The 23503-nt window shown below is 65.9% G+C and carries 19 protein-coding genes; 13 read left to right on the top strand and 6 right to left on the bottom strand.

The window, feature by feature from the left end; translation table 11 throughout:
- The first annotated feature begins 29 nt into the window (after positions 1-29).
- The gene (locus tag KSS95_RS24725) at positions 30-767 is read left to right on the top strand and encodes a methyl-accepting chemotaxis protein (RefSeq protein ID WP_437179594.1); all 738 of its coding nucleotides are present in this window, start codon (positions 30-32) and stop codon (positions 765-767) included.
- 119 nt (positions 768-886) lie between these two features.
- Here the strand turns inward: KSS95_RS24725 and KSS95_RS01345 are convergent, their stop codons facing one another.
- Positions 887-1927: a threonine aldolase family protein gene (locus KSS95_RS01345; RefSeq protein ID WP_217850930.1), complete on the bottom strand. Its 1041-nt coding sequence runs from the start codon at positions 1925-1927 to the stop codon at positions 887-889.
- Between the two features lie 291 nt (positions 1928-2218).
- Between KSS95_RS01345 and KSS95_RS01340 the strand changes: the two genes are divergently transcribed.
- The 8 genes from KSS95_RS01340 (at position 2219) to KSS95_RS01305 (ending at position 11923) form a co-directional block, all read left to right on the top strand.
- Positions 2219-3472 (top strand): serine hydroxymethyltransferase, encoded by a 1254-nt coding sequence (locus tag KSS95_RS01340; protein ID WP_217850929.1) that lies wholly within the window; start codon positions 2219-2221, stop codon positions 3470-3472.
- A 15-nt stretch (positions 3473-3487) separates the two neighbouring features.
- Positions 3488-4738: a sarcosine oxidase subunit beta family protein gene (locus KSS95_RS01335; RefSeq protein ID WP_134689883.1), complete on the top strand. Its 1251-nt coding sequence runs from the start codon at positions 3488-3490 to the stop codon at positions 4736-4738.
- 16 nt (positions 4739-4754) lie between these two features.
- Positions 4755-5090: a sarcosine oxidase subunit delta gene (locus KSS95_RS01330; protein WP_217850927.1), complete on the top strand. Its 336-nt coding sequence runs from the start codon at positions 4755-4757 to the stop codon at positions 5088-5090.
- Entirely contained in the window at positions 5087-8104 is a 3018-nt protein-coding gene (locus tag KSS95_RS01325; RefSeq protein WP_217850925.1) for a sarcosine oxidase subunit alpha, read from the top strand. The genes KSS95_RS01330 and KSS95_RS01325 overlap by 4 nt, the downstream gene beginning before the upstream one ends.
- 138 nt (positions 8105-8242) lie before the next feature.
- On the top strand, positions 8243-8875 hold the full coding sequence (locus KSS95_RS01320; protein WP_217850923.1) for a sarcosine oxidase subunit gamma: 633 nt from the start codon (positions 8243-8245) through the stop codon (positions 8873-8875).
- An 11-nt stretch (positions 8876-8886) separates the two neighbouring features.
- Positions 8887-9744, top strand: a complete 858-nt coding sequence (gene purU, locus KSS95_RS01315; RefSeq protein WP_217850921.1) for a formyltetrahydrofolate deformylase — start codon at positions 8887-8889, stop codon at positions 9742-9744.
- Between the two features lie 276 nt (positions 9745-10020).
- Positions 10021-11220, top strand: a complete 1200-nt coding sequence (fdhA, locus tag KSS95_RS01310; protein ID WP_134689878.1) for a formaldehyde dehydrogenase, glutathione-independent — start codon at positions 10021-10023, stop codon at positions 11218-11220.
- A 130-nt stretch (positions 11221-11350) separates the two neighbouring features.
- Complete coding sequence (locus tag KSS95_RS01305; RefSeq protein WP_217850920.1) at positions 11351-11923, top strand: DUF2780 domain-containing protein; 573 nt, start codon at positions 11351-11353, stop codon at positions 11921-11923.
- A gap of 81 nt (positions 11924-12004) precedes the next feature.
- Here KSS95_RS01305 and yihG read toward each other — a convergent pair whose 3' ends face one another.
- The gene (yihG, locus tag KSS95_RS01300; protein WP_217850918.1) at positions 12005-12892 is read right to left on the bottom strand and encodes a 1-acylglycerol-3-phosphate O-acyltransferase, YihG family; all 888 of its coding nucleotides are present in this window, start codon (positions 12890-12892) and stop codon (positions 12005-12007) included.
- A 182-nt stretch (positions 12893-13074) separates the two neighbouring features.
- Here yihG and rloA2 point away from each other — a divergent pair, with 182 nt between their 5' ends.
- From rloA2 to creD, 4 genes are all read left to right on the top strand, one after another.
- Entirely contained in the window at positions 13075-13575 is a 501-nt protein-coding gene (rloA2, locus tag KSS95_RS01295; RefSeq protein ID WP_217850916.1) for a retropepsin-like aspartic peptidase RloA2, read from the top strand.
- 108 nt (positions 13576-13683) lie between these two features.
- Complete coding sequence (gene creB, locus KSS95_RS01290) at positions 13684-14364, top strand: two-component system response regulator CreB (RefSeq protein WP_217850914.1); 681 nt, start codon at positions 13684-13686, stop codon at positions 14362-14364.
- Entirely contained in the window at positions 14364-15797 is a 1434-nt protein-coding gene (creC, locus tag KSS95_RS01285) for a two-component system sensor histidine kinase CreC (RefSeq protein WP_217850912.1), read from the top strand. Before creB ends, creC begins: the two co-directional genes overlap by 1 nt.
- Before the next feature lie 138 nt (positions 15798-15935).
- Positions 15936-17264, top strand: coding sequence for a cell envelope integrity protein CreD (creD, locus tag KSS95_RS01280; RefSeq protein ID WP_217850910.1), 1329 nt, complete (start codon positions 15936-15938; stop codon positions 17262-17264).
- Between the two features lie 190 nt (positions 17265-17454).
- Here the strand turns inward: creD and KSS95_RS01275 are convergent, their stop codons facing one another.
- From KSS95_RS01275 to aceF, 4 genes are all read right to left on the bottom strand, one after another.
- Entirely contained in the window at positions 17455-18069 is a 615-nt protein-coding gene (locus tag KSS95_RS01275) for a glutathione S-transferase (RefSeq protein WP_217850908.1), read from the bottom strand.
- A gap of 3 nt (positions 18070-18072) precedes the next feature.
- Positions 18073-18741 (bottom strand): peptide-methionine (S)-S-oxide reductase MsrA, encoded by a 669-nt coding sequence (gene msrA, locus KSS95_RS01270; protein WP_217850906.1) that lies wholly within the window; start codon positions 18739-18741, stop codon positions 18073-18075.
- A gap of 130 nt (positions 18742-18871) precedes the next feature.
- Positions 18872-21562 (bottom strand): putative bifunctional diguanylate cyclase/phosphodiesterase, encoded by a 2691-nt coding sequence (locus KSS95_RS01265; RefSeq protein ID WP_217850904.1) that lies wholly within the window; start codon positions 21560-21562, stop codon positions 18872-18874.
- 303 nt (positions 21563-21865) lie between these two features.
- On the bottom strand, positions 21866-23500 hold the full coding sequence (aceF, locus tag KSS95_RS01260) for a dihydrolipoyllysine-residue acetyltransferase (RefSeq protein ID WP_217850903.1): 1635 nt from the start codon (positions 23498-23500) through the stop codon (positions 21866-21868).
- Positions 23501-23503: the final 3 nt, after the last annotated feature.

Below are 23503 nucleotides of genomic sequence, written 5' to 3'. Positions count from 1 at the left end.
CCGCCGAGCGCTCGGGCCGCCAGCAGGAAATGACCGAGATGGTCGCCACCGCCGTGCATGAAATGGGCCTGACCGTGCAGGACATCGCCCGCAACGCCGGCTCCGCCGCCCACGTTTCGCAGGCGGCGCGCGACGAGGCGTTGCAGGCGCGGGAGGTGGTGCGACGCTCGGTCGACAATATCGAAGGCATGTCCGGGGAAATCGGCCGCGCCGCCGAGGCAGTCGCGCAACTGGCCGACGAAGTCGCCTCGATCGATGAAGTGCTGGCGGTGATCCGCAGCATTTCCGAACAAACCAACCTGCTGGCGCTCAATGCCGCCATCGAGGCCGCTCGGGCCGGCGAGATGGGGCGTGGTTTCGCCGTGGTTGCCGATGAGGTGCGTACCCTGGCGCGGCGTACCCAGCTTTCCACCGACGAAGTGCAGCAGATGATCCAGCGCCTCAAACAGGGTGCAGGTACCGCGGTGGCATCGATGCAGGCCGGGCGCGAGGCGACTGGCAACGGGGTCGAGTCGAGCCAGCGCACCGGGGCTTCGCTGGGGGCGATCACCGACCAGGTCGAGCGCATCAGCGGCATGAACGAGCAGGTGGCTACGGCGACCGAAGAGCAGTCGGCGGTGACCGAGGAGATCAACCGCAACGTGCAAGGGATTTCCGACCTGGCGCGGCTGACGGCCAGCGAAGTGCAGGGGTGTCGCGAGGAGTGCCAGGCATTGCGTGGCCTGGCCGATGACCTGGCGCGGCAGATGGGTGGGTTCAGGCTTTAGGCCGCTGGGGCCGCGTTGCGGCCCTTTCGCGACACAAGGCCGCTCCTACAGGGGGCGGTGTGTTTGTGTAGGCGCGGCCTTGTGTCGCGAAAGGAGGGCAAAGCCCTCCCAGCATTGGATCAGCTGCCGACGATGGCGCGGATATCCGCCGCCAGTTCGCGCACCCGGGCTTCTTGTGTATCCCACGAGCACATGAACCGCGCGCCGCCGCTGCCAATGAAGGTGTAGAAACGCCAGCCCTTGTTGCGCAAGGCCTCCAGCGCATGCTCCGGCATCTGCAGGAACACCCCGTTGGCCTCCACCGGGAACATCAGCTCCACGTCCGGCAGGCCCTTCACCAACGACGCCAGCAACTGCGCGCAGTGGTTGGCGTGCTGGCCATGGCGCAGCCAGGCGCCGTCTTCCAGCAGCCCGACCCACGGCGCCGACAAAAAGCGCATCTTCGACGCCAGTTGCCCGGCCTGCTTGCAGCGGTAGTCGAAGTCCTCGGCCAGGTCGCGGTTGAAGAACAGGATCGCCTCGCCCACCGCCATGCCGTTCTTGGTGCCGCCGAAGCACAGCACGTCGACGCCGGCCTTCCAGGTCAGCTCGGCCGGCGAACAGGCGAGGAACGCGCAGGCGTTGCTGAAGCGCGCGCCGTCCATGTGCAGGTTCAGGCCCAGTTCCTTGCAGGTGGCGCTGATCGCCTTGAGCTCGTCGGGGCGGTACACGCTGCCCACTTCAGTGGCCTGGGTGAGGGTGACCACCCGTGGCTTGGGGTAGTGGATGTCCTGGCGCTTGAGCGCCACTTCGCGGATCGATTGCGGCGTCAGCTTGCCGTTGACGCTGGGCGCGGTGAGCAGTTTGGAGCCGTTGGAGAAGAACTCCGGCGCGCCGCATTCGTCGGTCTCGACGTGGGCGGTCTCGGAGCAGATCACGCTGTGGTAGCTCTGGCACAGCGAGGCCAGGGCCAGGGAGTTGGCGGCGGTGCCGTTGAAGGCGAAGAACACCTCGCAGTCGGTCTCGAACAGCTTGCGGAAGTACTCGGCGGCGCGTTCGGTCCACTGGTCGTCGCCGTAGGCGCGTTCGTGGCCCTGGTTGGCCTTTTCCATCGCAGCCCAGGCTTCGGGGCAGATACCGGAATAGTTGTCGCTGGCGAATTGCTGGTTGTTGTTGGTCATGACGCCTGTCCTTTTTACGACGCAGGCACGCACTCTAAACCATCGATTTGGCGGTTGCCTATACAGGCCACGACGCTGACCGGCAGGAGCCAGCCTTGCTCTGGCAGCCAAAGCGGTTCGCCAGCAAGGCTGGCTCCTGCAGGCCCGTGCGACGCGTGAAGGCGAATGTCGTAAACGCGCCATTGCAAGGCGCGCGCAGGCATCTGTGCCCCCCGGCCCGGTCATACCATCGGCGCAAAGGGTGAGAAGACCCTCACTAGACAAGAAACGATCGCTGCCGGGAGATACACGATGTTCAGCAAGCAAGACCAGATCCAGGGTTACGACGACGCACTGCTGGCGGCGATGAATGCCGAAGAGCAGCGCCAGGAAGATCACATCGAGCTGATCGCCTCGGAGAACTACACCAGCAAGCGCGTGATGCAGGCCCAAGGCAGCGGCCTGACCAACAAGTACGCCGAGGGCTACCCGGGCAAGCGCTACTACGGTGGCTGCGAGCACGTCGACAAGGTCGAGGCGCTGGCCATCGAGCGCGCCAAGCAGCTGTTCGGTGCCGACTATGCCAACGTCCAGCCGCACTCCGGCTCCTCGGCCAACGGCGCCGTGTACCTGGCTCTGCTGCAAGCCGGCGACACCATCCTGGGCATGAGCCTGGCCCACGGCGGCCACCTGACCCACGGCGCCAAGGTGTCGTCCTCGGGCAAGCTGTACAACGCCGTTCAATACGGTATCGACACCAATACCGGCCTGATCGACTACGACGAAGTCGAGCGCCTGGCCGTCGAGCACAAGCCGAAGATGATCGTCGCCGGTTTCTCGGCCTACTCGAAAACCCTCGATTTCCCACGTTTTCGCCAGATCGCCGACAAGGTCGGTGCGCTGCTGTTCGTCGACATGGCCCACGTTGCCGGCCTGGTTGCCGCTGGCCTGTACCCCAACCCTATTCCATTCGCCGACGTGGTCACCACCACCACCCACAAGACCCTGCGCGGTCCACGTGGCGGCCTGATCCTGGCCAAGGCCAACGAAGAGATCGAGAAGAAGCTCAACGCCGCGGTGTTCCCGGGTGCCCAGGGCGGCCCGTTGATGCACGTGATCGCCGCCAAGGCGGTGTGCTTCAAGGAAGCGCTGGAGCCTGGGTTCAAGAGCTACCAGAAACAAGTCATCGAAAACGCCCAGGCCATGGCCCAGGTGTTCATCGAGCGGGGTTACGACGTGGTTTCCGGCGGCACCGACAACCACCTGTTCCTGGTCAGCCTGATTCGCCAGGGCCTGACCGGCAAGGACGCCGACGCCGCCCTGGGCCGCGCCCATATCACCGTCAACAAGAACGCCGTGCCCAACGACCCGCAGTCGCCGTTCGTCACCTCGGGCCTGCGCATCGGCACCCCGGCCGTCACCACCCGTGGCTTCAAGGTCGCCCAATGCGTGGCGCTGGCCGGCTGGATCTGCGATGTGCTGGACAACCTGGGCGACGCCGATGTCGAGGCCGATGTGGCCAAGAACGTCGCCGCGCTGTGCGCCGACTTCCCGGTCTACCGCTGAGTGGAGCAGAACACCATGCAACGTTATTCAGGCTTCGGCCTCTTCAAGCACTCCCTCAGCCACCACGAGAACTGGCAGCGCATGTGGCGCACGCCAACGCCGAAGAAGGTCTACGACGTGGTCATCGTCGGTGGTGGCGGCCATGGCCTGGCCACCGCCTACTACCTGGCCAAGGAGCACGGCATCACCAACGTGGCGGTGATCGAGAAAGGCTACCTGGGCGGCGGCAACACCGCGCGCAACACCACCATCGTGCGTTCCAACTACCTGTGGGACGAGTCGGCGCACCTGTACGAGCACGCCATGAAGCTGTGGGAAGGGCTCTCGCAGGACATCAACTACAACGTGATGTTCTCCCAGCGCGGCGTCTACAACCTGTGCCACACCCTGCAGGACATCCGCGACTCCGAGCGCCGGGTCAATGCCAACCGCCTCAACGGCGTGGACGGCGAGCTGATTCGCACCGAGCAGGTGGCGGCCGAGATCCCCTACCTGGATTGCTCGAAGAACACCCGCTACCCGATCCTTGGCGCCACCGTGCAGCGCCGTGGCGGCGTGGCCCGCCACGATGCCGTGGCCTGGGGCTTCGCCCGCGCCGCCGACGCCCTGGGCGTGGACCTGATCCAGCAGACCGAGGTGATCGGTTTCCGCAAAGAGAACGGCGCGGTGATCGGCGTCGAGACCAACAAGGGCTTCATCGGCGCCAAGCGCGTCGGCGTGGTCACCGCCGGTAATTCCGGACACATGGCCAAGCTGGCCGGTTTCCGCCTGCCGCTGGAGTCGCACCCTCTGCAAGCCCTGGTGTCGGAGCCGATCAAGCCGATCATCGACAGCGTGATCATGTCCAACGCCGTGCACGGCTATATCAGCCAGTCCGATAAGGGCGACCTGGTGATCGGTGCCGGTATCGACGGCTGGGTCGGCTACGGCCAGCGCGGCTCCTACCCGATCATCGAACACACCTTGCAGGCGATCGTCGAGATGTTCCCGATCCTCTCCCGGGTGCGCATGAACCGCCAATGGGGCGGCATCGTCGACACCACCCCCGACGCCTGCCCGATCATTTCCAAGACCCCGGTGAAGAACATGTTCTTCAACTGCGGCTGGGGCACCGGCGGCTTCAAGGCCACCCCGGGTTCGGGCAACGTGTTCGCCGCGAGCCTGGCCAAGGGCGAGATGCACCCGCTGGCCGCGCCTTTCTCCATCGACCGTTTCTACAACGGTGCGCTGATCGACGAACACGGCGCCGCTGCCGTCGCCCACTGACCCGGAGACAACCGTCATGTTGCAAATCTTCTGTCCCCACTGCGGCGAGCTGCGCTCCGAGGAAGAGTTCCACGCGTCTGGCCAGGCCCACATCGCCCGCCCGCTGGACCCGAACGCCTGCTCCGACGAGGAGTGGGGCACCTACATGTTCTTCCGCGACAACCCGCGCGGTATCCACCACGAGCTGTGGGACCACGTTGCCGGCTGCCGCCAGTACTTCAACGTCACCCGTGACACGGTGACCTACGAGGTGCTGGAAACCTACAAGATCGGCGAAAAGCCGCAGGTGACCGCCGCCTCGAAACAGAGCACCGCGCCAGCGACCGCCAAGGGCCAAGGGGAAAAAGTATGAGCCAGACCTATCGCCTCGCCAGTGGCGGCCGTATCGACCGCAGCAAGGTGCTGAACTTCAGCTTCAACGGCAAGACCTACCAGGGCTATGCCGGCGACACCCTGGCCGCCGCGCTGCTGGCCAACGGCGTGGATATCGTCGGGCGCAGCTTCAAGTATTCGCGCCCGCGCGGGATCATCGCCGCCGGCACCGAGGAGCCGAACGCGATCCTGCAGATCGGCGCCAGCGAAGCCACCCAGATCCCCAACGTGCGCGCCACCCAGCAGGCGTTGTACGCCGGCCTGGTCGCCACCAGCACCAACGGCTGGCCGAACGTCAACAACGACATGATGGGCATCATCGGCAAGGTCGGCGGCAGCATGATGCCGCCCGGGTTCTACTACAAGACCTTCATGTATCCCAAGTCGTTCTGGATGACCTACGAGAAGTACATCCGCAAGGCCGCAGGCCTCGGTCGCGCGCCGCTGCAGAACGACCCGGACAGCTACGACTACATGAACCAGCACTGCGACGTGCTGATCGTCGGCGCCGGCCCTGCCGGCCTGGCGGCGGCGCTGGCTGCTGCGCGCAGCGGTGCGCGGGTGATCCTCGCCGATGAGCAGGAAGAATTCGGCGGCACCTTGCTCGACAGCCGCGAGACCCTCGACGGCAAGCCGGCCGCCGATTGGGTCAATGCCGTGGTGGCCGAGCTGGAAACTCTGCCGGAAGTCACCTTGCTGGCGCGCAGTACGGTCAACGGCTACCACGACCACAACTTCCTGACCATCCACGAGCGCCTCACCGACCACCTGGGCGACCGCGCGCCCATTGGCCAGGTACGCCAGCGCGTGCACCGCGTGCGTGCCAACCGGGTGGTGCTGGCCGCCGGCGCCCACGAGCGGCCGCTGGTGTACGGCAACAACGACCTGCCGGGCAACATGCTGGCCGGCGCCGTGTCCACCTATGTGCGCCGCTATGGCGTGGCCCCGGGCCGCAAGCTGGTGCTGTCGACCAACAACGACCACGCCTACCGCGCCGCGCTGGACTGGCACGATGCTGGCCTGCAAGTGGTGGCCATCGCCGATGCCCGCCACAACCCACGCGGCTCGCTGGTCGAAGAGGCCCGCGCCAAGGGCATCCGCATCCTCACCTCCAGCGCGGTGATCGAGGCCAAGGGCAGCAAGCACGTGACTGGCGCCCGGGTGGCGGCCATCGATGTGCAGGCGCACAAGGTCACCAGCCCCGGTGAAACCCTCGAGTGCGACCTGATCGCCACCTCCGGCGGCTACAGCCCGGTGGTGCACCTGGCTTCGCACCTGGGCGGCCGCCCGGTGTGGCGTGAAGACATCCTTGGCTTCGTGCCCGGCGATGCGCCGCAGAAGCGCGTGTGCGTCGGTGGCGTGAATGGCGTCTATGCCCTGGGCGATGTGATCGCCGACGGCTTCGAAGGCGGTGCGCGCGCCGCCACCGAGGCCGGCTTCAAGGCCAGCGTCGGCACGCTGCCGAAAACCCTGGCGCGCAAGGAAGAGGCCACCGTGGCCTTGTTCCAGGTGCCCCACGACAAAGGCACCGCCCGTGCGCCCAAGCAGTTCGTCGACCAGCAGAACGACGTCACCGCCGCCGCCATCGAGCTGGCCACCCGCGAAGGCTTCGAGTCGGTCGAGCACGTCAAGCGCTACACCGCGCTGGGCTTCGGCACCGACCAGGGCAAGCTGGGCAACATCAACGGCCTGGCCATCGCCGCCCGTTCGCTGGGGATAGGCATCCCGGAAATGGGCACCACCATGTTCCGCCCCAACTACACGCCGGTGACCTTCGGCGCGGTGGCGGGCCGGCACTGCGGCCACCTGTTCGAGCCGGTGCGCTTCACCGCGCTGCATGCCTGGCACGTCAAGAACGGCGCCGAGTTCGAGGACGTCGGCCAGTGGAAGCGCCCGTGGTACTTCCCCAAGCCGGGCGAAGATATCCACAGCGCCGTGGCCCGCGAATGCAAGGCGGTGCGTGACAGCGTCGGCCTGCTGGACGCCTCGACCCTGGGCAAGATCGACATCCAGGGCCCGGATGCCCGTGAGTTCCTCAACCGCATCTACACCAACGCCTGGACCAAGCTCGATGTGGGCAAGGCCCGCTACGGCCTGATGTGCAAGGAAGATGGCATGGTCTTCGACGACGGCGTCACCGCCTGCGTCGGCGACAACCACTTCATCATGACCACCACCACCGGCGGTGCCGCCCGCGTGCTGCAATGGCTGGAGCTGTACCACCAGACCGAGTGGCCAGAGATGAAGGTGTACTTCACCTCGGTTACCGACCACTGGGCGACCATGACCCTGTCGGGCCCCAACAGCCGCAAGCTGCTGGCCGAGGTCAGCGACATCGACCTGGACAAGGACGGCTTCCCGTTCATGAGCTGGAAGGAAGGCGTGGTCGGCGGCGTGCCGGCGCGGGTGTTCCGCATCTCGTTCACCGGCGAGCTGTCGTACGAGATCAACGTGCAGGCCAACTACGCCATGGGCGTGCTGGAGCAGATCGTCGAGGCGGGTAAAAAGTACAACCTGACCCCCTACGGCACCGAGACCATGCACGTACTGCGCGCCGAGAAGGGCTTCATCATCGTCGGCCAGGACACCGACGGCTCGATGACCCCGGACGACCTCAACATGAGCTGGTGCGTGGGCCGCAACAAGGCCTTCTCGTGGATCGGCCTGCGCGGCATGAACCGCGAGGACACCACCCGCGAGAACCGCAAGCAGCTGGTGGGCCTGAAGCCCGTGGACCCGAACGTCTGGCTGCCCGAGGGCGCCCAGCTGGTATTCGACCCCAAGCAGCCGATCCCGATGGACATGGTCGGCCACGTCACTTCCAGCTATGCGGCCAACTCCCTGGGCTATTCGTTCGCCATGGGCGTGGTCAAGGGTGGCCTCAAGCGCCTGGGCGAGCGGGTGTATTCGCCGCAGGCCGACGGCAGCGTGATCGAAGCCGAGATCGTGTCTTCGGTGTTCTTCGATCCGAAGGGTGAGCGGCAGAACGTTTGAATCCGGCCCTGTGGGGGCTGGCCAGGCCCTTCGCCGGCAAGCCGGCTCCTACGGGTTCGACGCAGTGCTTGTAGGCGCCGGCTTGCCGGCCACACCGTTGCGTCGTATCGACGAACAAGAATTCAAGGCAGGTAACACATGAGCGCTATCAACGTCTTCCAGCAAAACCCCGGCTCCGACGCCAAGGCCCAGTCGCCGCTGCACCACGCCGACCTGGCCAGCCTGGTCGGCAAGGGCCGCAAGAACGCAGGCGTGACCCTGCGCGAAAAGAAATTCCTCGGCCACCTGACCCTGCGTGGCGATGGCCATGATCCTGCCTTCGCTGGCGCCGTGCACAAGGCCCTGGGCCTGGAACTGCCGGTGGCCCTGACCGTGGTTGCCAACGGCGAGATGTCGCTGCAGTGGATGGGCCCTGACGAGTACCTGCTGATCGTCCCCGGCGGCCAGGAGTTCGCCGTCGAGCAGAAGCTGCGCGACGCCCTCGACGGCCAGCATGTCCAGGTGGTCAACGTCAGTGGCGGGCAGACCCTGCTCGAACTGCGCGGCCCCAACGTGCGCGATGTGCTGATGAAATCCACCAGCTATGATGTGCACCCGAACAACTTCCCGGTGGGCAAGGCCGTCGGCACGGTGTTCGCCAAGTCGCAACTGGTGATCCGCCGCACCGCCGAGGACACCTGGGAACTGATGATTCGCCGCAGCTTCTCCGACTACTGGTGGCTGTGGCTGCAGGACGCGTCGGCCGAGTACGGCCTGGCCATCGAAGCCTAAGGAGCAGCACCATGAGTCGGGCACCGGACACCTGGATTCTCACCGCCGACTGCCCGAGCATGCTCGGCACGGTCGATGTGGTGACGCGTCACCTGTACGAGCAGCGCTGCTATGTCACCGAGCACCATTCCTTCGACGACCGGCTGTCGGGGCGGTTCTTCATTCGCGTGGAGTTCCGCGCCCCGGACGCTTTCGACGAAGACGGTTTTCGCGCAGGCCTGGCCGAGCGCAGCGAAGCCTTCGGCATGGCCTTCGAGCTGACCGCGCCCAACCATCGGCCCAAGGTGGTGATCATGGTGTCCAAGGCCGACCACTGCCTGAACGACCTGCTGTACCGCCAGCGCATCGGCCAGCTGGCCATGGAGGTGGTCGCGGTGGTGTCCAACCACCCCGACCTCGAGCCCCTGGCGCACTGGCACAAGATTCCCTACTACCACTTCGCCCTCGATCCCAACGACAAGCCGGCCCAGGAGCGCAAGGTGTTGCAGGTGATCGAGCAGAGTGGTGCCGAGCTGGTCATTCTTGCCCGCTACATGCAGGTGCTGTCGCCGGAGCTGTGCCGGCGCCTGGATGGCTGGGCGATCAACATCCACCACTCGTTGCTGCCGGGGTTCAAGGGCGCCAAGCCGTATCACCAGGCCTACAACAAGGGCGTGAAGATGGTCGGCGCCACGGCGCACTACATCAACAACGACCTGGACGAAGGGCCGATCATCGCCCAGGGCGTCGAGGTGGTGGACCATGGCCACTACCCCGAGGACCTGATTGCCAAGGGGCGGGATATCGAGTGCCTGACCCTGGCGCGGGCGGTGGGTTATCACATCGAGCGGCGGGTGTTCCTCAACGCCAATCGCACTGTCGTTCTCTGATCGAGTGCCGGGGCTGCTGCGCAGCCCTTTGGCGACACAAGGCCGCTCCTACAGGGGATCGCACAGTCCTGTAGGAGCGGCCTTGTGTCGCGAAAGGGCCGCAAAGCGGCCCCAGTTTTTGCCTGCCGCAAAAAGACATCCCCCTGTCGCATCCAGTCACCGCCCCACCGCCCATCCAGCCCACAATCCCCCTCATTCCAGTAACACAGGCCGCCCACGGAATCGGCGGCGCTTTCCACCACCGCTGCATAAATACAAATCAAGCGAGGTAAGAGCATGTCTGGTAACCGTGGAGTGGTGTATCTCGGCGCGGGCAAGGTCGAGGTGCAGAAGATCGACTACCCCAAGATGCAGGACCCGCGCGGCAAGAAGATCGAGCACGGTGTCATCCTCAAGGTGGTCTCCACCAACATCTGCGGCTCCGACCAGCACATGGTCCGCGGCCGCACCACCGCCCAGGTCGGCCTGGTGCTGGGCCACGAGATCACCGGTGAAATCGTCGAGATGGGGCGTGACGTCGAGCGCCTGAAAATCGGCGACCTGGTCTCGGTGCCGTTCAACGTGGCCTGCGGCCGCTGCCGTTCGTGCAAGGAGATGCACACCGGTGTGTGCCTTACCGTCAACCCGGCCCGCGCCGGTGGCGCCTATGGCTACGTCGACATGGGCGACTGGACGGGCGGCCAGGCCGAGTACGTGCTGGTGCCGTATGCCGACTTCAACCTGCTGAAACTGCCCGACCGCGACAAGGCCATGGCCAAGATCCGCGACCTGACCTGCCTGTCGGATATCCTGCCCACCGGCTACCACGGTGCCGTCACCGCGGGTGTTGGCCCAGGCAGCACCGTGTATGTCGCCGGGGCCGGCCCGGTCGGCCTGGCCGCCGCCGCGTCCGCCCGCCTGCTGGGCGCCGCCTGCGTGATCGTCGGCGACCTCAACCCGGCCCGCCTGGCCCACGCCAAGGCCCAGGGTTTCGAAGTGGTCGACCTGTCCAAGGACACGCCGCTGCACGAGCAGATCGTCGACATCCTCGGCGAGCCGGAAGTCGACTGCGCCGTTGACGCGGTCGGTTTCGAGGCCCGTGGCCATGGCCATGAAGGCGCCAAGCACGAGGCCCCGGCCACCGTGCTCAACTCGCTGATGCAGGTGACCCGTGTCGCCGGCAAGATCGGCATCCCAGGCCTGTACGTGACCGAAGACCCGGGTGCGGTCGATGCCGCCGCCAAGATCGGCGCGCTGAGCATCCGCTTCGGCCTGGGTTGGGCCAAGTCGCACAGCTTCCACACCGGCCAGACCCCGACCATGAAGTACAACCGCCAGCTGATGCAGGCGATCATGTGGGACCGTATCAACATCGCCGAAGTGGTGGGGGTGCAGGTGATCAGCCTCGACCAGGCGCCGGAAGGCTATGGTGAGTTCGATGCCGGCGTGCCGAAGAAATTCGTCATCGACCCGCACAGGACCTTCAGCGCCGCCTAAGCGCGTTCGCCGGCAAGCCACCTCCTGGCGGTGGCGGCTTGCCGAGCGATGGCCGGCCCGGAACAAAGCTTCGGCGCGCCAGTCATATGCCTCGTTTCCCGGCCATTCCGGCCGACCGAGGTCCCTCCCGATGAAAGCACTCACCCTGGCAACCCTGATGACCCTGGCCGCGAGCCCGGTGTTCGCCTTTAACCTGAGCGATGTCGCCAACGCGGTGTCCGCCGCGCAGACCCCGCAGCACAGCGGCCAGGTCCAGGCACCCGCGGCCCAGGCCAACCTGCTCAATACCTTGGGCAGCGAGTTGAAGATCACCCCCGAGCAGGCCGTGGGCGGTGCCGGGGCGATGTTGGGGCTGGCGCGTAACAACCTGAGCAGCGACGACTATGGCCAGCTGAGCAAGGCCGTGCCGGGCCTGGACCTCTTGTCCGGGGCCAATGGCCTGGGCGGCCTGAGTGGCCTGGGGCAGTTTCTGGGTAACGACAAGACCGCCCCGGCGTTGAGCAACGCCCTGGGCAATCAGGTGGAGAACCGCGGCGACCTGGACAATGCGTTCAAGGCGCTGGGCATGGACACCGGCATGATTGGCCAGTTTGCGCCGCTGATCCTGCAATACCTGGGGCAGCAGGGGATTGCCGGGTCGTTGCTGCAGAACCTGGGGAGCTTGTGGAACACCCCTGCGCCGTTGAGCCAGCCTTCGGTATAAAAGCCTGACGCGGACATTGTAGGAGCGGCCTTGTGTCGCGAAAGGGCCGCAAGGCTGCTCCCACAGGGGCCGCGTGTGGCTTCAGCGCATCTCGGCGCGCAGCTGCTCGATACGCTGGTCCTTGTCCAGCCACAGCTGGTTGACCCACGCCTGCACGGCCTGGCGGAACGCCGGGTCGTTCTCGTAATCGCCCGCGCACAGCGCCGGGTCCAGCTCGCGCACGCGGATGTCGATGATCACCCGGCTGATGCTGCCGTTGAGCAGCGCCCAGAACCCCGGCGCCTGGTCACCGGGATAGACGATGGTCACGTCCAGCAGCGCGTCCAGTTGCTCGCCCAGCGCCGCCAAGACGAAGGCCACGCCGCCGGCCTTGGGCTTGAGCAGGTGGCGGTAGGGCGATTGCTGCTGCGCGCGCTTGGCCTCGGTGAAGCGGGTGCCTTCGAGGTAGTTGACCACGGTCACCGGCTGGCGCTTGAACAGCTCGCAGGCAGCCTTGGTGATTTCCAGGTCGGTGCCCTTGAGCTCAGGGTGCTTGTCGAGGAAGGCCTTGCTGTAGCGCTTCATGAACGGGTAGTCCAGCGCCCACCAGGCCAGGCCCAGCAGCGGCACCCAGATCAGTTCCTTCTTGAGGAAGAACTTGAAGAACGGCACCCGGCGGTTGAGGCTTTCGATCAGCGCGGGGATGTCGACCCAGGTCTGGTGGTTGCTGACGCACAGGTAGGAGGTGTCCTGGCGCAGTTTGTCGACGCCACGGATGTCCCACTGGGTGGGGATGCACAGGGCGAAGATGGCCTTGTCGATTTCCGACCAGGTTTCGGCGATCCACATCACCGCCGCCGAGGCATAGTCGCGGCCCCGGCCGGGCAGAACCAGCTTGAGCAGGGCGAAGACCAGCAGCGGGCCGATCAGCACCAGGGTGTTGAGCAGCAGCAGGGTGAGGGTGAGGATGCCGGTCAGCAGGCGACGCATAAGGGAACTCTTGTTGTGTGAGGTGAACGGTTGGCAATGATAAGCAGGGCAGCGGCCTACGCCAAACGTCGTAGGCCCATTAACTGGGACAAATGTTTCACATTGTGTTGTTTACCTTGTGGTAACGAACCTATCCTGCTCATGCAGTCTAAGCACTGACCCCTCTCAAGGAAGCCTCGCCTGTGAAATCCCTGCTTGCCCTGCTGTCCCTTGTGGCGCTGCCGGTCATGGCCGCCGAACCGACGATCTACGGTCGATACGAGAACATCAAGCTGCCGGAAATCGGCCAGACCCTCAAAGCCAAGATGGACACAGGCGCCTGGACGGCCTCGTTGTCGGCCAAGGACATCGAGATGTTCAGCCGCGACGGCAATGAGTGGGTGCGCTTCCGCCTGGCCACCGAAGGCGCCAGCGACAAGGTCTACGAGCACGAAGTGTCGCGCATCAGCAAAATCAAGAACCGCGCCGATGAAGAAGACGAGGAAGAGGCGCCAGCGCTCTCGCACCGCCCGGTGATCGACCTGCAAATGTGCCTGGGCGATGTAAAGCGCACCGTGGAGGTCAACCTGGTCGACCGCAGCAACTTCCGCTACCCGCTGTTGATCGGCTCCAAGGCCCTGCGCAAGTTCAAGGCGGCGGTGGATCCGCGCGAGAAGTTCACGGCGGGCAACCCCGGCTGCTGATGCAGCAGCTGCACGCATTGAGCGACAAGCTGCAAGAAACGGCGGATCGGTGTAAGTTGCCGCGATTCGCTTTCACTTGCAGCTTGTAGCTCGAGGCTTGCCGCTCAGATGCCCCATATCCTCATCGTCGAAGACGAATCCGCCATTGCCGACACCCTGATCTTTGCCCTGCAGGCCGATGGCCACAGCACCGAGTGGGTGAGCCTGGGCAGCGCCGCCGTCGAGCAGCAGCGCCTGCGCCCGGCCGACCTGGTGATCCTCGACATCGGCCTGCCCGATATCAGCGGCTTCGAAACCTGCCGCCAGTTGCGCCGCTTCAGCGAAGTGCCGGTGATGTTCCTCAGCGCCCGCGATGCCGAGATCGATCGGGTGCTGGGCCTGGAAATCGGCGCCGACGATTACGTGATCAAGCCGTTCAGCCCCCGTGAGGTGGCCGCGCGGGTGCGGGCGATCCTCAAGCGCATGGCACCGCGGCCCGAGCCGCTCGAACCGGCGGCGCCGTTCCAGCTCGACACCCTGGCCATGCGCATCGTCTATCGCAACCAGCCGCTGGCCCTGACCCGCCACGAGTTCCGCCTGCTGCAAAGCCTGCTCGAACAGCCGCGGCGGGTGTTCAGCCGCGAGCAGTTGCTCGATGGCCTGGGCGTGGCCTCGGACGTGGGCTACGAGCGCACCATCGACAGCCATATCAAGAGCCTGCGCGCCAAGCTGCGCCAGGTGGCCGCCGACGCCGAGCCGATCCAGACCCACCGCGGCCTGGGCTACAGCTACAGCCCGGAACACGCCTGATGCGCCTGGGGATCCGGATCTTCCTGGTGTACTTCCTGTTCGTCGGGCTGGCGGGCTATTTCCTGCTCAACACCGTGCGCGAGCAGATTCGCCCGGTGGTGCGCCAGTCGTCCGAGGAGACCCTGGTGGACACCGCCAACCTGCTGGCGGAGATCCTGCGCGATGACGTCAAGCGCGGCACCCTGGGCCAGAGCCGCCTGGCCCAGGTGCTCAAGGCCTATGGCGAACGCCGCCCCAGCGCGCAGATCTGGGGGCTGGCGAAGAACCAGGTCAGCCACCGCATCTATGTGACCGACGCCAATGGCAGGGTACTGCTCGACTCCACCGGCCAGGACCTGGGCAAGGACTACTCGCGCTGGAACGATGTCTACCTGACCCTGCGCGGCCAGTACGGCGCGCGCTCGACCCGCAGCGACCCGGACGACGAGAGCACCTCGGTGATGCATGTGGCGGCACCGATCCTCGATCAGGGCCGGGTCATCGGCGTGGTCACGGTGGCCAAGCCCAACAGTTCGCTGCAACCCTACATCGACCGCTCCGAGCAGCGCCTGCTGAGCCTGGGCCTGGGCCTGATCGTGCTCGGCTTGCTGGTCGGCGCGGCGCTGTCATGGTGGCTGACCCGCTCGCTGCGCCGGCTCACCCACTACGCCCAGGCGGTCAGCGCCGGCGAGCGCGCCGCCTTGCCGCACTACAAGGGCGGCGAACTGCTGCAACTGGCCACGGCGGTGGAACGCATGCGCACGCAATTGGAGGGCAAGGCCTATGTCGAGCGCTATGTGCACACCCTCACCCATGAGCTGAAAAGCCCGCTGGCGGCGATACGCGGCGCCTCCGAGCTGTTGCAGGGCGAGATGGCGGATGCGCAGCGGGCGCGTTTCGCCGGCAATATCGAACGCGAAAGCGAGCGCTTGCAGCAGATGATCGAGCGCCTGCTCAACCTGGCCCGGGTCGAACAGATGCAGGCGTTGGAGGACCAGCAGCAGGTGCCGCTGGCGGGGCTGGTGGAGGAGCTGCTGCTGGCCCAGGGCGCGCGTATCGAGGCGGCAGGGGTACGGGTGCGCCAGGCCATACCGACCAGCGCCAGGCTGCTGTGCGACCCGTTCCTGATGCGCCAGGCCCTGGCCAACCTGCTGGACAACGCCCTGGACTTCACCCCGCGGCAAGGCGTGTTGGCCTTTGCCCTGGAGCCTGCAGGCGCGCGGGTGGCGCTGAGCCTGTTCAACCAGGGGCCGGCCATTCCCGACTATGCGTTGGAGCGGGTGAGCGAGCGATTCTATTCGCTGCCAAGGCCCGCGACCGGGCGCAAGAGCACCGGGCTGGGGCTGAACTTCGTGGCCGAGGTGATGCAGCTGCATGGTGGGGCATTGGCCGTGGACAACGTCGATGACGGGGTACGGGTGCGGCTCTGGCTGCCGGCGCGGCGGCTCGCTTGACCCACGCCCAAGCCAGGCGCCGGCTTGCCGGCGCTGGGCGGCGCGGCGGGCCGATTCTCCACACAATCTCCACATTCCCTCCCTGAAGGCTCCATGTGCCAGGCAGACACTGCCGCCATCGCAAACGGAGCCCTACCCATGAACAAGACCCTCGGTTTCAAGCTCGGCCTGATTGCCGTGCTGATCCTGCTGTTGCTGATCCCCCTGCTGATGATCGGCGGCCTGATCGATGAGCGCCAGGCGCTGCGCGACGGCGTGTTGCGCGACATCGCCCAGAGCTCCAGCTTCGACCAGCAGATCACCGGTCCCTTGCTGGTGGTGCCGTACCGCAAGTACGAGCGGCGCTGGATCGACAAGGACGGCCAGAGCGTGCAGGAAACCAGCACGGTCACGGGCAACCTGTATTTTCTGCCGGAAACCTTCGAGGCCGATGTCGGCGTCGACACCGAACTGCGCGCCCGCGGCATCTACCAGGCGCGCCTGTTCCATGCCAAGAGCCGGATCAGCGGGCGCTTCAAGCTGCCTGAGCGCTGGGGCATCGACAAGGATTACCAGGACTACCGCTTCGACAAGCCGTACCTGGCGGTCGGCATCAGCGATATCCGTGGTATCGAGAATGGCCTGGAGCTGACCTTCGACGAGCAGCGCCTGCCGTTCGAGGCCGGCACCGGCCTGGACTGGCTGCGTGGCGGCGTGCATGTCGGCCTGCCGCAGCTCGATGGCCAGCAGGCCCGCGAGTTCGCCTACGGCTTCGACCTGGCCTTGCAGGGCACCGGCCAGTTGCATGTGCTGCCGGTGGGCCGCAGCAGCAGCGTGGACATGCGCGCTAACTGGCCGCACCCAAGCTTTATCGGCAGCTACCTGCCCAGCCGCCGGGCCATCGATGACCAGGGCTTCAGCGCCCACTGGCAGACCTCGTTCTTCGCCACCAACCTGGAAGATGCCCTGCGCCAGTGCGTCGGCGCCCAGCAGTGCGCGGACTTCACCGGCCCGACCTTTGGAGTGAGCTTCGTCGACCCGGTGGACCAGTACCTCAAGAGCGAACGGGCGATCAAGTACGCGTTGCTGTTCATCGCCCTGACCTTTGCCGGCTTCTTCCTGTTCGAGGTGTTGAAGCACCTGAGCGTGCATCCGGTGCAGTACATCCTGGTGGGCGTGGCGCTGGCGTTTTTCTACCTGCTGTTGCTGTCGCTGTCCGAGCACCTGGGCTTCGCCCTGGCCTATGGGTTGTCGGCCTCGGCCTGCGTGCTGCTGATCGGCTTCTACCTGGCGCATGTGCTGCGCAGCCTGGGCCGTGGAGTTGGCTTTGCGGCGGGGCTGGCGGCGTTGTACGCGATGCTTTATGGGTTGCTGAGCGCCGAGGACTACGCGCTGCTGATGGGCTCGCTGCTGTGCTTTGGCCTGCTTGGGGTGTTCATGGTGCTGACCCGGCGGCTGGACTGGTCGCGGGTAGGGAGGATGGCATGAGGGAGGACAGGGAGCTTGGGCATTGGTTGGCCGTGAGGATTGGCCAGCTATTTCCTGTGATAGCGAGGTGAACTCTGGGGCTGCTTTGCAGCCCTTTCGCGACGCAAGGCCGCTCCCACAGACGCTCGCGAAACCCTGTGGGAGCGGCCTTATGTCGCGAAACGAGGGCGAAGCCCTCGCCAGCGGTGGTTCAGGCTACCGGAGCGGTGGCCAGCATCGACGGCCGCTGGCTGACCTGGGCGAACCAGGTGGCCAGCCCTGGGTACAGCGCCCGCCAGGCGAACGCTGGCTGGCGCAGATCCAGGTAGCCCAGGGCGCAGGCCACGCCGATCGAGGCGATATCGAACCCGGAGATGATCTCTGCCAGGTGCTCCTGTTCCAGGTTCGCCAGCCCGCGGCGGATCTTCTCGCCTTGCGCCTCGACCCAGCCGTCCCACTGCTTGTCCGCCGGGCGCAGGAAGGTCTCGTAGCGCGTGGCCACCGCCGCGTCCATGATTGCGTCGGCCTGGGACGCCAGGGTCAGGCGCCGCCAGCGCATCGAGCCCTCGCGGGGTACCAGCGGCAGGCCGACATGCTGGCTGTCGAGGTACTCGCAGATCACCCGGCTGTCATGCAGCACGCTGCCATCGTCCAGGCGCAGGGCCGGAATCTTGCCGATCGGGTTTTCCTGGTTGAGCTGCGCGTCACCATTCACCGGGCTGATGTTCACGCCCTGCAGGCTGACGCGCTCCCGTTGGCCGGTCTCGTGCAGCACGATCATGACCTTGCGCACGAACGGCGACAGCGGTGAATGGAACAGGATCATGGCTCAGTTACCCTGCAGGCTGGGCGGCAGGCACACGCCGGTGCCGCCGATGCCGCAGTAGCCGTCCGGGTTCTTGGCCAGGTACTGCTGGTGGTAGGCCTCGGCGAAGTACACGGTCGGTGCCTGGGCGATTTCGGTGGTGATCTGGCCGAAGCCGGCTTTGCTCAGCTCGGCCTGGAAGGTGGCCTTGCTCGCGTTGGCTTCGTCCAGTTGCTGTGGCGAGGTGCAGTAGATCGCCGAGCGGTACTGGGTGCCGACGTCGTTGCCCTGGCGCATGCCCTGGGTCGGGTTGTGCAGCTCCCAGAACATCGCCAGCAACTCGCGGTAACTGACCTTGTTCTTGTCGAACACCACCAGCACCACCTCGGTGTGGCCGGTCAGGCCCGAGCAGACTTCCTCGTAGGTGGGGTTGGGGGTGAAGCCGCCGGCATAGCCGACCACGGTGCTGACCACGCCTTCACGCTGCCAGAAGCGGCGCTCGGCGCCCCAGAAGCAACCCAGGCCGAAGATGGCGAAGTCGATGTCGCCTTCGAAGAACGGGCCGAGCAGCGGGGTGCCTTCGAACACGTAGTGGAACTCGGGCAGGGTCATCGGGGTTTCGCGGCCAGGCAGGGCCTGTTCCGCGGTGGGCAGCACGTTTTTGTTCACCAGGATTTCCGAACGCAGGACCATGGCCGTTCCTCTGAGTTTTCCAGTTGGATAGGGGTGGGCCATTCGCCGGCAAGCCGGCTCCTACGTAGGAGCCGGCTTGCCGGCGAATGGGGCCGAATGGTGTCTATAGTGCCCGAGGTTTGTGCCGCTGTCAGTCCATCGGCCCGCGCGGATAGCGGCGCAGTTTCTCGCTCAGCTCACGCCCCGGAATCGGCCGGTCGAACAGGTAGCCCTGGCCGACATCGCAGCGGTGGCGGCGCAGGAACGCCAGCTGCTCGGGTGTCTCGATCCCTTCGGCCACCACCTTGAGTTTGAGGTTGTGGGCCATGGCCACCACCGCCGAGGTGATCTCCATGTCGTCCTGGTTGTCGGGGATCTCGTTGATGAAGCTGCGGTCGATCTTGATGATGTCGATCGGGAATTTCTTCAGGTAGCTCAGCGACGAATAGCCGGTGCCGAAATCGTCCATGGCCAGGGTCAGGCCCAGGGTCTTGAGCTCGTCGAGCTGGCGGTGGGTGTCCTCGGTGGCTTCCAGCAGCAGGCCTTCGGTCAGCTCCAGCTCCAGCAGGTGCGGCGGCAGCGCCTCCTCCTTGAGGATGGTGCCGATCGAGGCGACCAGCTCCGGGTCGGAGAACTGCTTGGGCGACAGGTTGATGGCCACGTGCAGGTTGCCCAGGCCCGCCTCGCGCAGCTGCTGGCTCATGCGGCAGGCCTGGCGCACCACCCACTTGCCGATGGGGATGATCAGGCCGGTTTCCTCGGCCACGCTGATGAACTGGTCGGGGCGAATCATGCCGCGCTCGGGGTGGTTCCAGCGCAGCAGCGCCTCCAGCCCGAGCAGGCGGCCGCTGCGCAGGCACAGCTTGGGCTGGTAGAACACTTCCAGTTCGTTCTGGGTCAGCGCGCGGCGCAGGTTGTTTTCGACGAACAGCTTGTAGCTGGCCTCGGCGTTGAGCACCTCGGTGAACACCTGGACCTGGTGCTTGCCGTTGGCCTTGGCCTTGTGCAGAGCCAGGCCGGCGTTCTTCATCAGGGTCGCCGGGTCGGCGCCATGCAGAGGCGCGCAGGCCAGGCCGACCGAGGCGGTGACGTTGATCAGCTGGTTGTCGACGAACATCGGCTTGTCGAGGGTGCGCAGCAGCTGGTGGGCGACGCCCTGGCCGTCCTCCAGGTGGGTGTCGTCGAGCAGCACGGCGAACTCGTTGCTGGCAAAGCGCGCCAGGCTGCCGCCATTGCTCAGGCTGTTGCGCAAGCGCCGGGCCAGGCTGACCAGCAGCTTGTCGCCGGTCTGGTGGCCGAGGCTGTCGTTGATCCGCTTGAAGTTGTCGATGTCCACCAGCAGCAGGCAGATCGGGCTGTCGCTGTCGCGGGCGAAGCGCTCGTCGAGGTTGCGGATGAACGCCGGGCGGTTGCCCAGGTTGGTCAGGTTGTCGGTGTAGGCCAGGCGCTCGATGCGCTGCTGGGCCAGCTTGCTCTGGGTGACGTCCTCGTAGATGCCGATGTAGTGCGTCAGTTCGCGGTTGTCGCCGTACACCTTGGAGATCGACAGCTGGCCCCAGTAGGGTTCGAGGTTCTTGCGCCGGCTCTTGAATTCACCCTGCCAGCTGTTGCCCATGGCCAGGCTCGAGGGCGAGTCGAACAGCAGCTCGCTGAGGTTTTCCAGCGCCGGCAGCTCGCCCAGGTGGTGGCCTTGGACCTCTTCGGTGCTGTACTGGGTGATGGCGGTGAAACTTGGGTTGACGTACTCCACCACGCCGTCGCGATTGACCAGCAGGAAGGCGCTGGCGCTCTGTTCCACGGCGCGCTGGAACAGGTGCAGGGCGCTGGCGGCGGTGCGCCGGTTGTGATTGTTGATCACCTGGGCGAACTGGTCGGCCAGCTCGCCGGCGAAGGCGATTTCATCCGACTGCCAGGCCCGGGCGCGGCCGGTCTGCTCCAGGCACAGCACGCCGACCACCTGGCCGTCGATGCGGATGCTGGCGTCGAGCATGGCATTGTCGTCGCTGGCGTACAGCGATTCGGCCATCTCGCGGGTGCGCGGGTCGTGGCTGGCGTTGTGGGCGTCGATGGCACGGCTGGCGTGCAGCGCCTCGAGGTAGTCGGGGAACTGGCTGGCGTCGATCGCCTCGGGCATGCGGTGCTGCTGGTCGCGGCGGTACCAGGCGATGATCGGCTGCAGACGCTGCTCGTGCAGGTACCAGATGCTGGCGCAGTCGACGTTGTAGATCTCGCAGGCGCACTGGGTGATCAGTTCGGCAGCCTCGATCAGCGAGTTGCCGATGCTGTAGCGCTGGCGGGCCAGGCGCAGGATCAGGTCTTGCTGGGCGCGCACCCGCTCCAGGTGCTCGAGCTGTTCCTGTTGGGCCCGCTGGTTCAGTTGCAGGGCCAGTTGCAGGCGGTTGTTGCGCGACTCCAGGTCGTGGGTGTCGAGGTCCGGGGTATCGACCTGCTGGTCGAACACGGTCAGGTAGCCGCGCAGCAACTGGCGGTTGTGCTGCTTGTAGCTTTCGCCGACCTCCAGCAGGCGCAGCGGCGCCGGGTGGGCGTGCAGGGTGTAGCGCACCCGGTAGTAGCCGCGCTGGCTCAGTTGCAGCTGGATCTCGTCGTGCAGCTTGTAGCGTGCCTCGGGCTCCATCAGGCTGGCATAGGGCGAGCCGATCAGGGCACACAGCTCGGCGGCGGGCAGGCCGAATTGGCGTTCGCAGGCAGGGTCGAGGTAAAGCATGGCCCAGCTGGCTTCGTTGAGCCGTTCGAAACGCAGCATGCCGAGCCGCGAGGGCACGGGGAGCTGCGTGACGACCTCGGCCGCCACACGGCTGGCGGCATCGGGTTGGCTTTTCATCGAAGACTCGCTTGAACTGGGGCGCGGCGTGAAACCGGCGTATCGGGCAAGGTTGCATCATGTCCCGTGGGCTGGCAAGCAGCCATGGGGGATGCTGTGAACAGGTTGTCGGCCAGTTGCATGAAATCTGTAGGAGCCAGCTTGCTGGCGAACCATGCACCTGTTCGCCAGCAAGCTGGCTTCTGCAGGGTCGTGGCATTCATGCAGGCAAAAAAAGCCCCGCCAAAGTGGCGGGGTTGAGGTACGAGCGTGGCAGCTCGAAAGGGTACCTGCCCCTCGACAGAGGGGCAGGCAAACAGCGGTTTACAGCAGCATGGTGCGGATATCGCCCAGCACGTCGCCCAGGCGCTTGGTGAAGCGCGCGGCGGCGGCGCCGTTGATCACTCGGTGATCGTAGGACAGCGACAGCGGCAGCATCAGCTTGGGCTGGAAGGCCTTGCCGTCCCAGACCGGTTGCATGGTGGCCTTGGACACGCCGAGGATCGCCACCTCAGGCGCGTTGACGATCGGCGTGAAGCCGGTGCCGCCAATGTGGCCGAGGCTGGAGATGGTGAAGCAGGCGCCCTGCATGTCGTCGGCCGACAGCTTCTTGGTGCGTGCCTTCTCGGCCAGTGCGGCGGCTTCGGCAGCCAGTTGCAGCAGGCTCTTCTGGTCGACGTTCTTGATCACCGGGACCAGCAGGCCGTCCGGGGTGTCCACGGCGAAGCCGATGTGCACGTACTTCTTGCGGATGATCGCCTTGCCGCTTGGCGCCAGCGAGCTGTTGAAGTCCGGCAGTTCCTTGAGCAGGAAGGCGCAGGCCTTGAGCAGCAGCGGCAGTACGGTCAGCTTGACCCCAGCCTTTTCAGCGACGGCCTTCTGCGCCACGCGGAAGGCTTCCAGCTCGGTGATGTCGGCGGAGTCGAACTGGGTCACGTGCGGCACGTTCAGCCAGCTGCGGTGCAGGTTGGCGGCACCGACCTGCATCAGGCGGGTCAGGGCCACTTCTTCCACTTCACCGAACTTGCTGAAGTCCACGGCCGGGATCGGCGGGATGCCAGCGCCACCGGTAGCACCGGCGGCCGGCGCTTCCTTGGCCTTTTGCATCATGGCCTTGACGTAGACCTGCACGTCTTCCTTGAGGATGCGGCCGTGCGGGCCGGTCGCGGCAACCGCGCCCAGGTCGACACCGAACTCACGGGCCAACTGGCGAACGGCTGGACCTGCGTGAACCTTGGCGTTGCTGCCGGCGGCCGGCGCGGTGGCGACCGGTGCAGGGGCGGCAGCCGGAGCAGCAGCGGCAGGCGCGGCGGCTGGAGCAGCCTCAGCCTTGGCCGGAGCAGCGGCGGCGGGTGCTGGAGCAGCAGCAGGGGCAGCGCCAGCGGCTTTGATCTTGAAGATCAGGTCGCCGGTGCCGACTTCGTCTTCCAGCTTGCACAGCACGGCTTCGATCACGCCAGCGCTAGGCGACGGGATCTCCATGGAGGCCTTGTCGGACTCCAGGGTAATCAGCGACTGGTCGGCTTCGACGGTGTCGCCGACCTTGACCAGCACTTCGATGATCTTGGCCTTGCCCGACGAGCCGATATCCGGCACGTGGATGTCCTGCACGCTGGCGGCAGCCGGAGCTGCGGCTGCAGCAGGGGCCGGGGCGGCGGCTTCAGCGGCGGGCGCTGGAGCAGCAGCCGGGGCCGCCGCGGCCGGAGCCTCGGACGCCGCAGCGGCGCCCTCGACTTCCAGCACCAGCAGCTCGTCGCCTTCTTTCAGGCGGTCGCCCAGCTTGACCTTCAGTTCCTTGACCACACCGGCCTTGGGTGCCGGGATCTCCATGGAGGCCTTGTCGGACTCCAGGGTCAGCAGGCTCTGGTCAGCCTCGATACGGTCACCGACCTTGACGAACAGCTCGATGATTTCACCTTCACCGCTGCCGATGTCAGGTACGCGAATGAGTTCGCTCACTTA

The sequence above is a fragment of the Pseudomonas muyukensis genome, from assembly GCF_019139535.1.
Classification (GTDB): domain Bacteria; phylum Pseudomonadota; class Gammaproteobacteria; order Pseudomonadales; family Pseudomonadaceae; genus Aquipseudomonas; species Aquipseudomonas muyukensis.
This window is presented reverse-complemented; position numbering and strand designations above follow the sequence as displayed.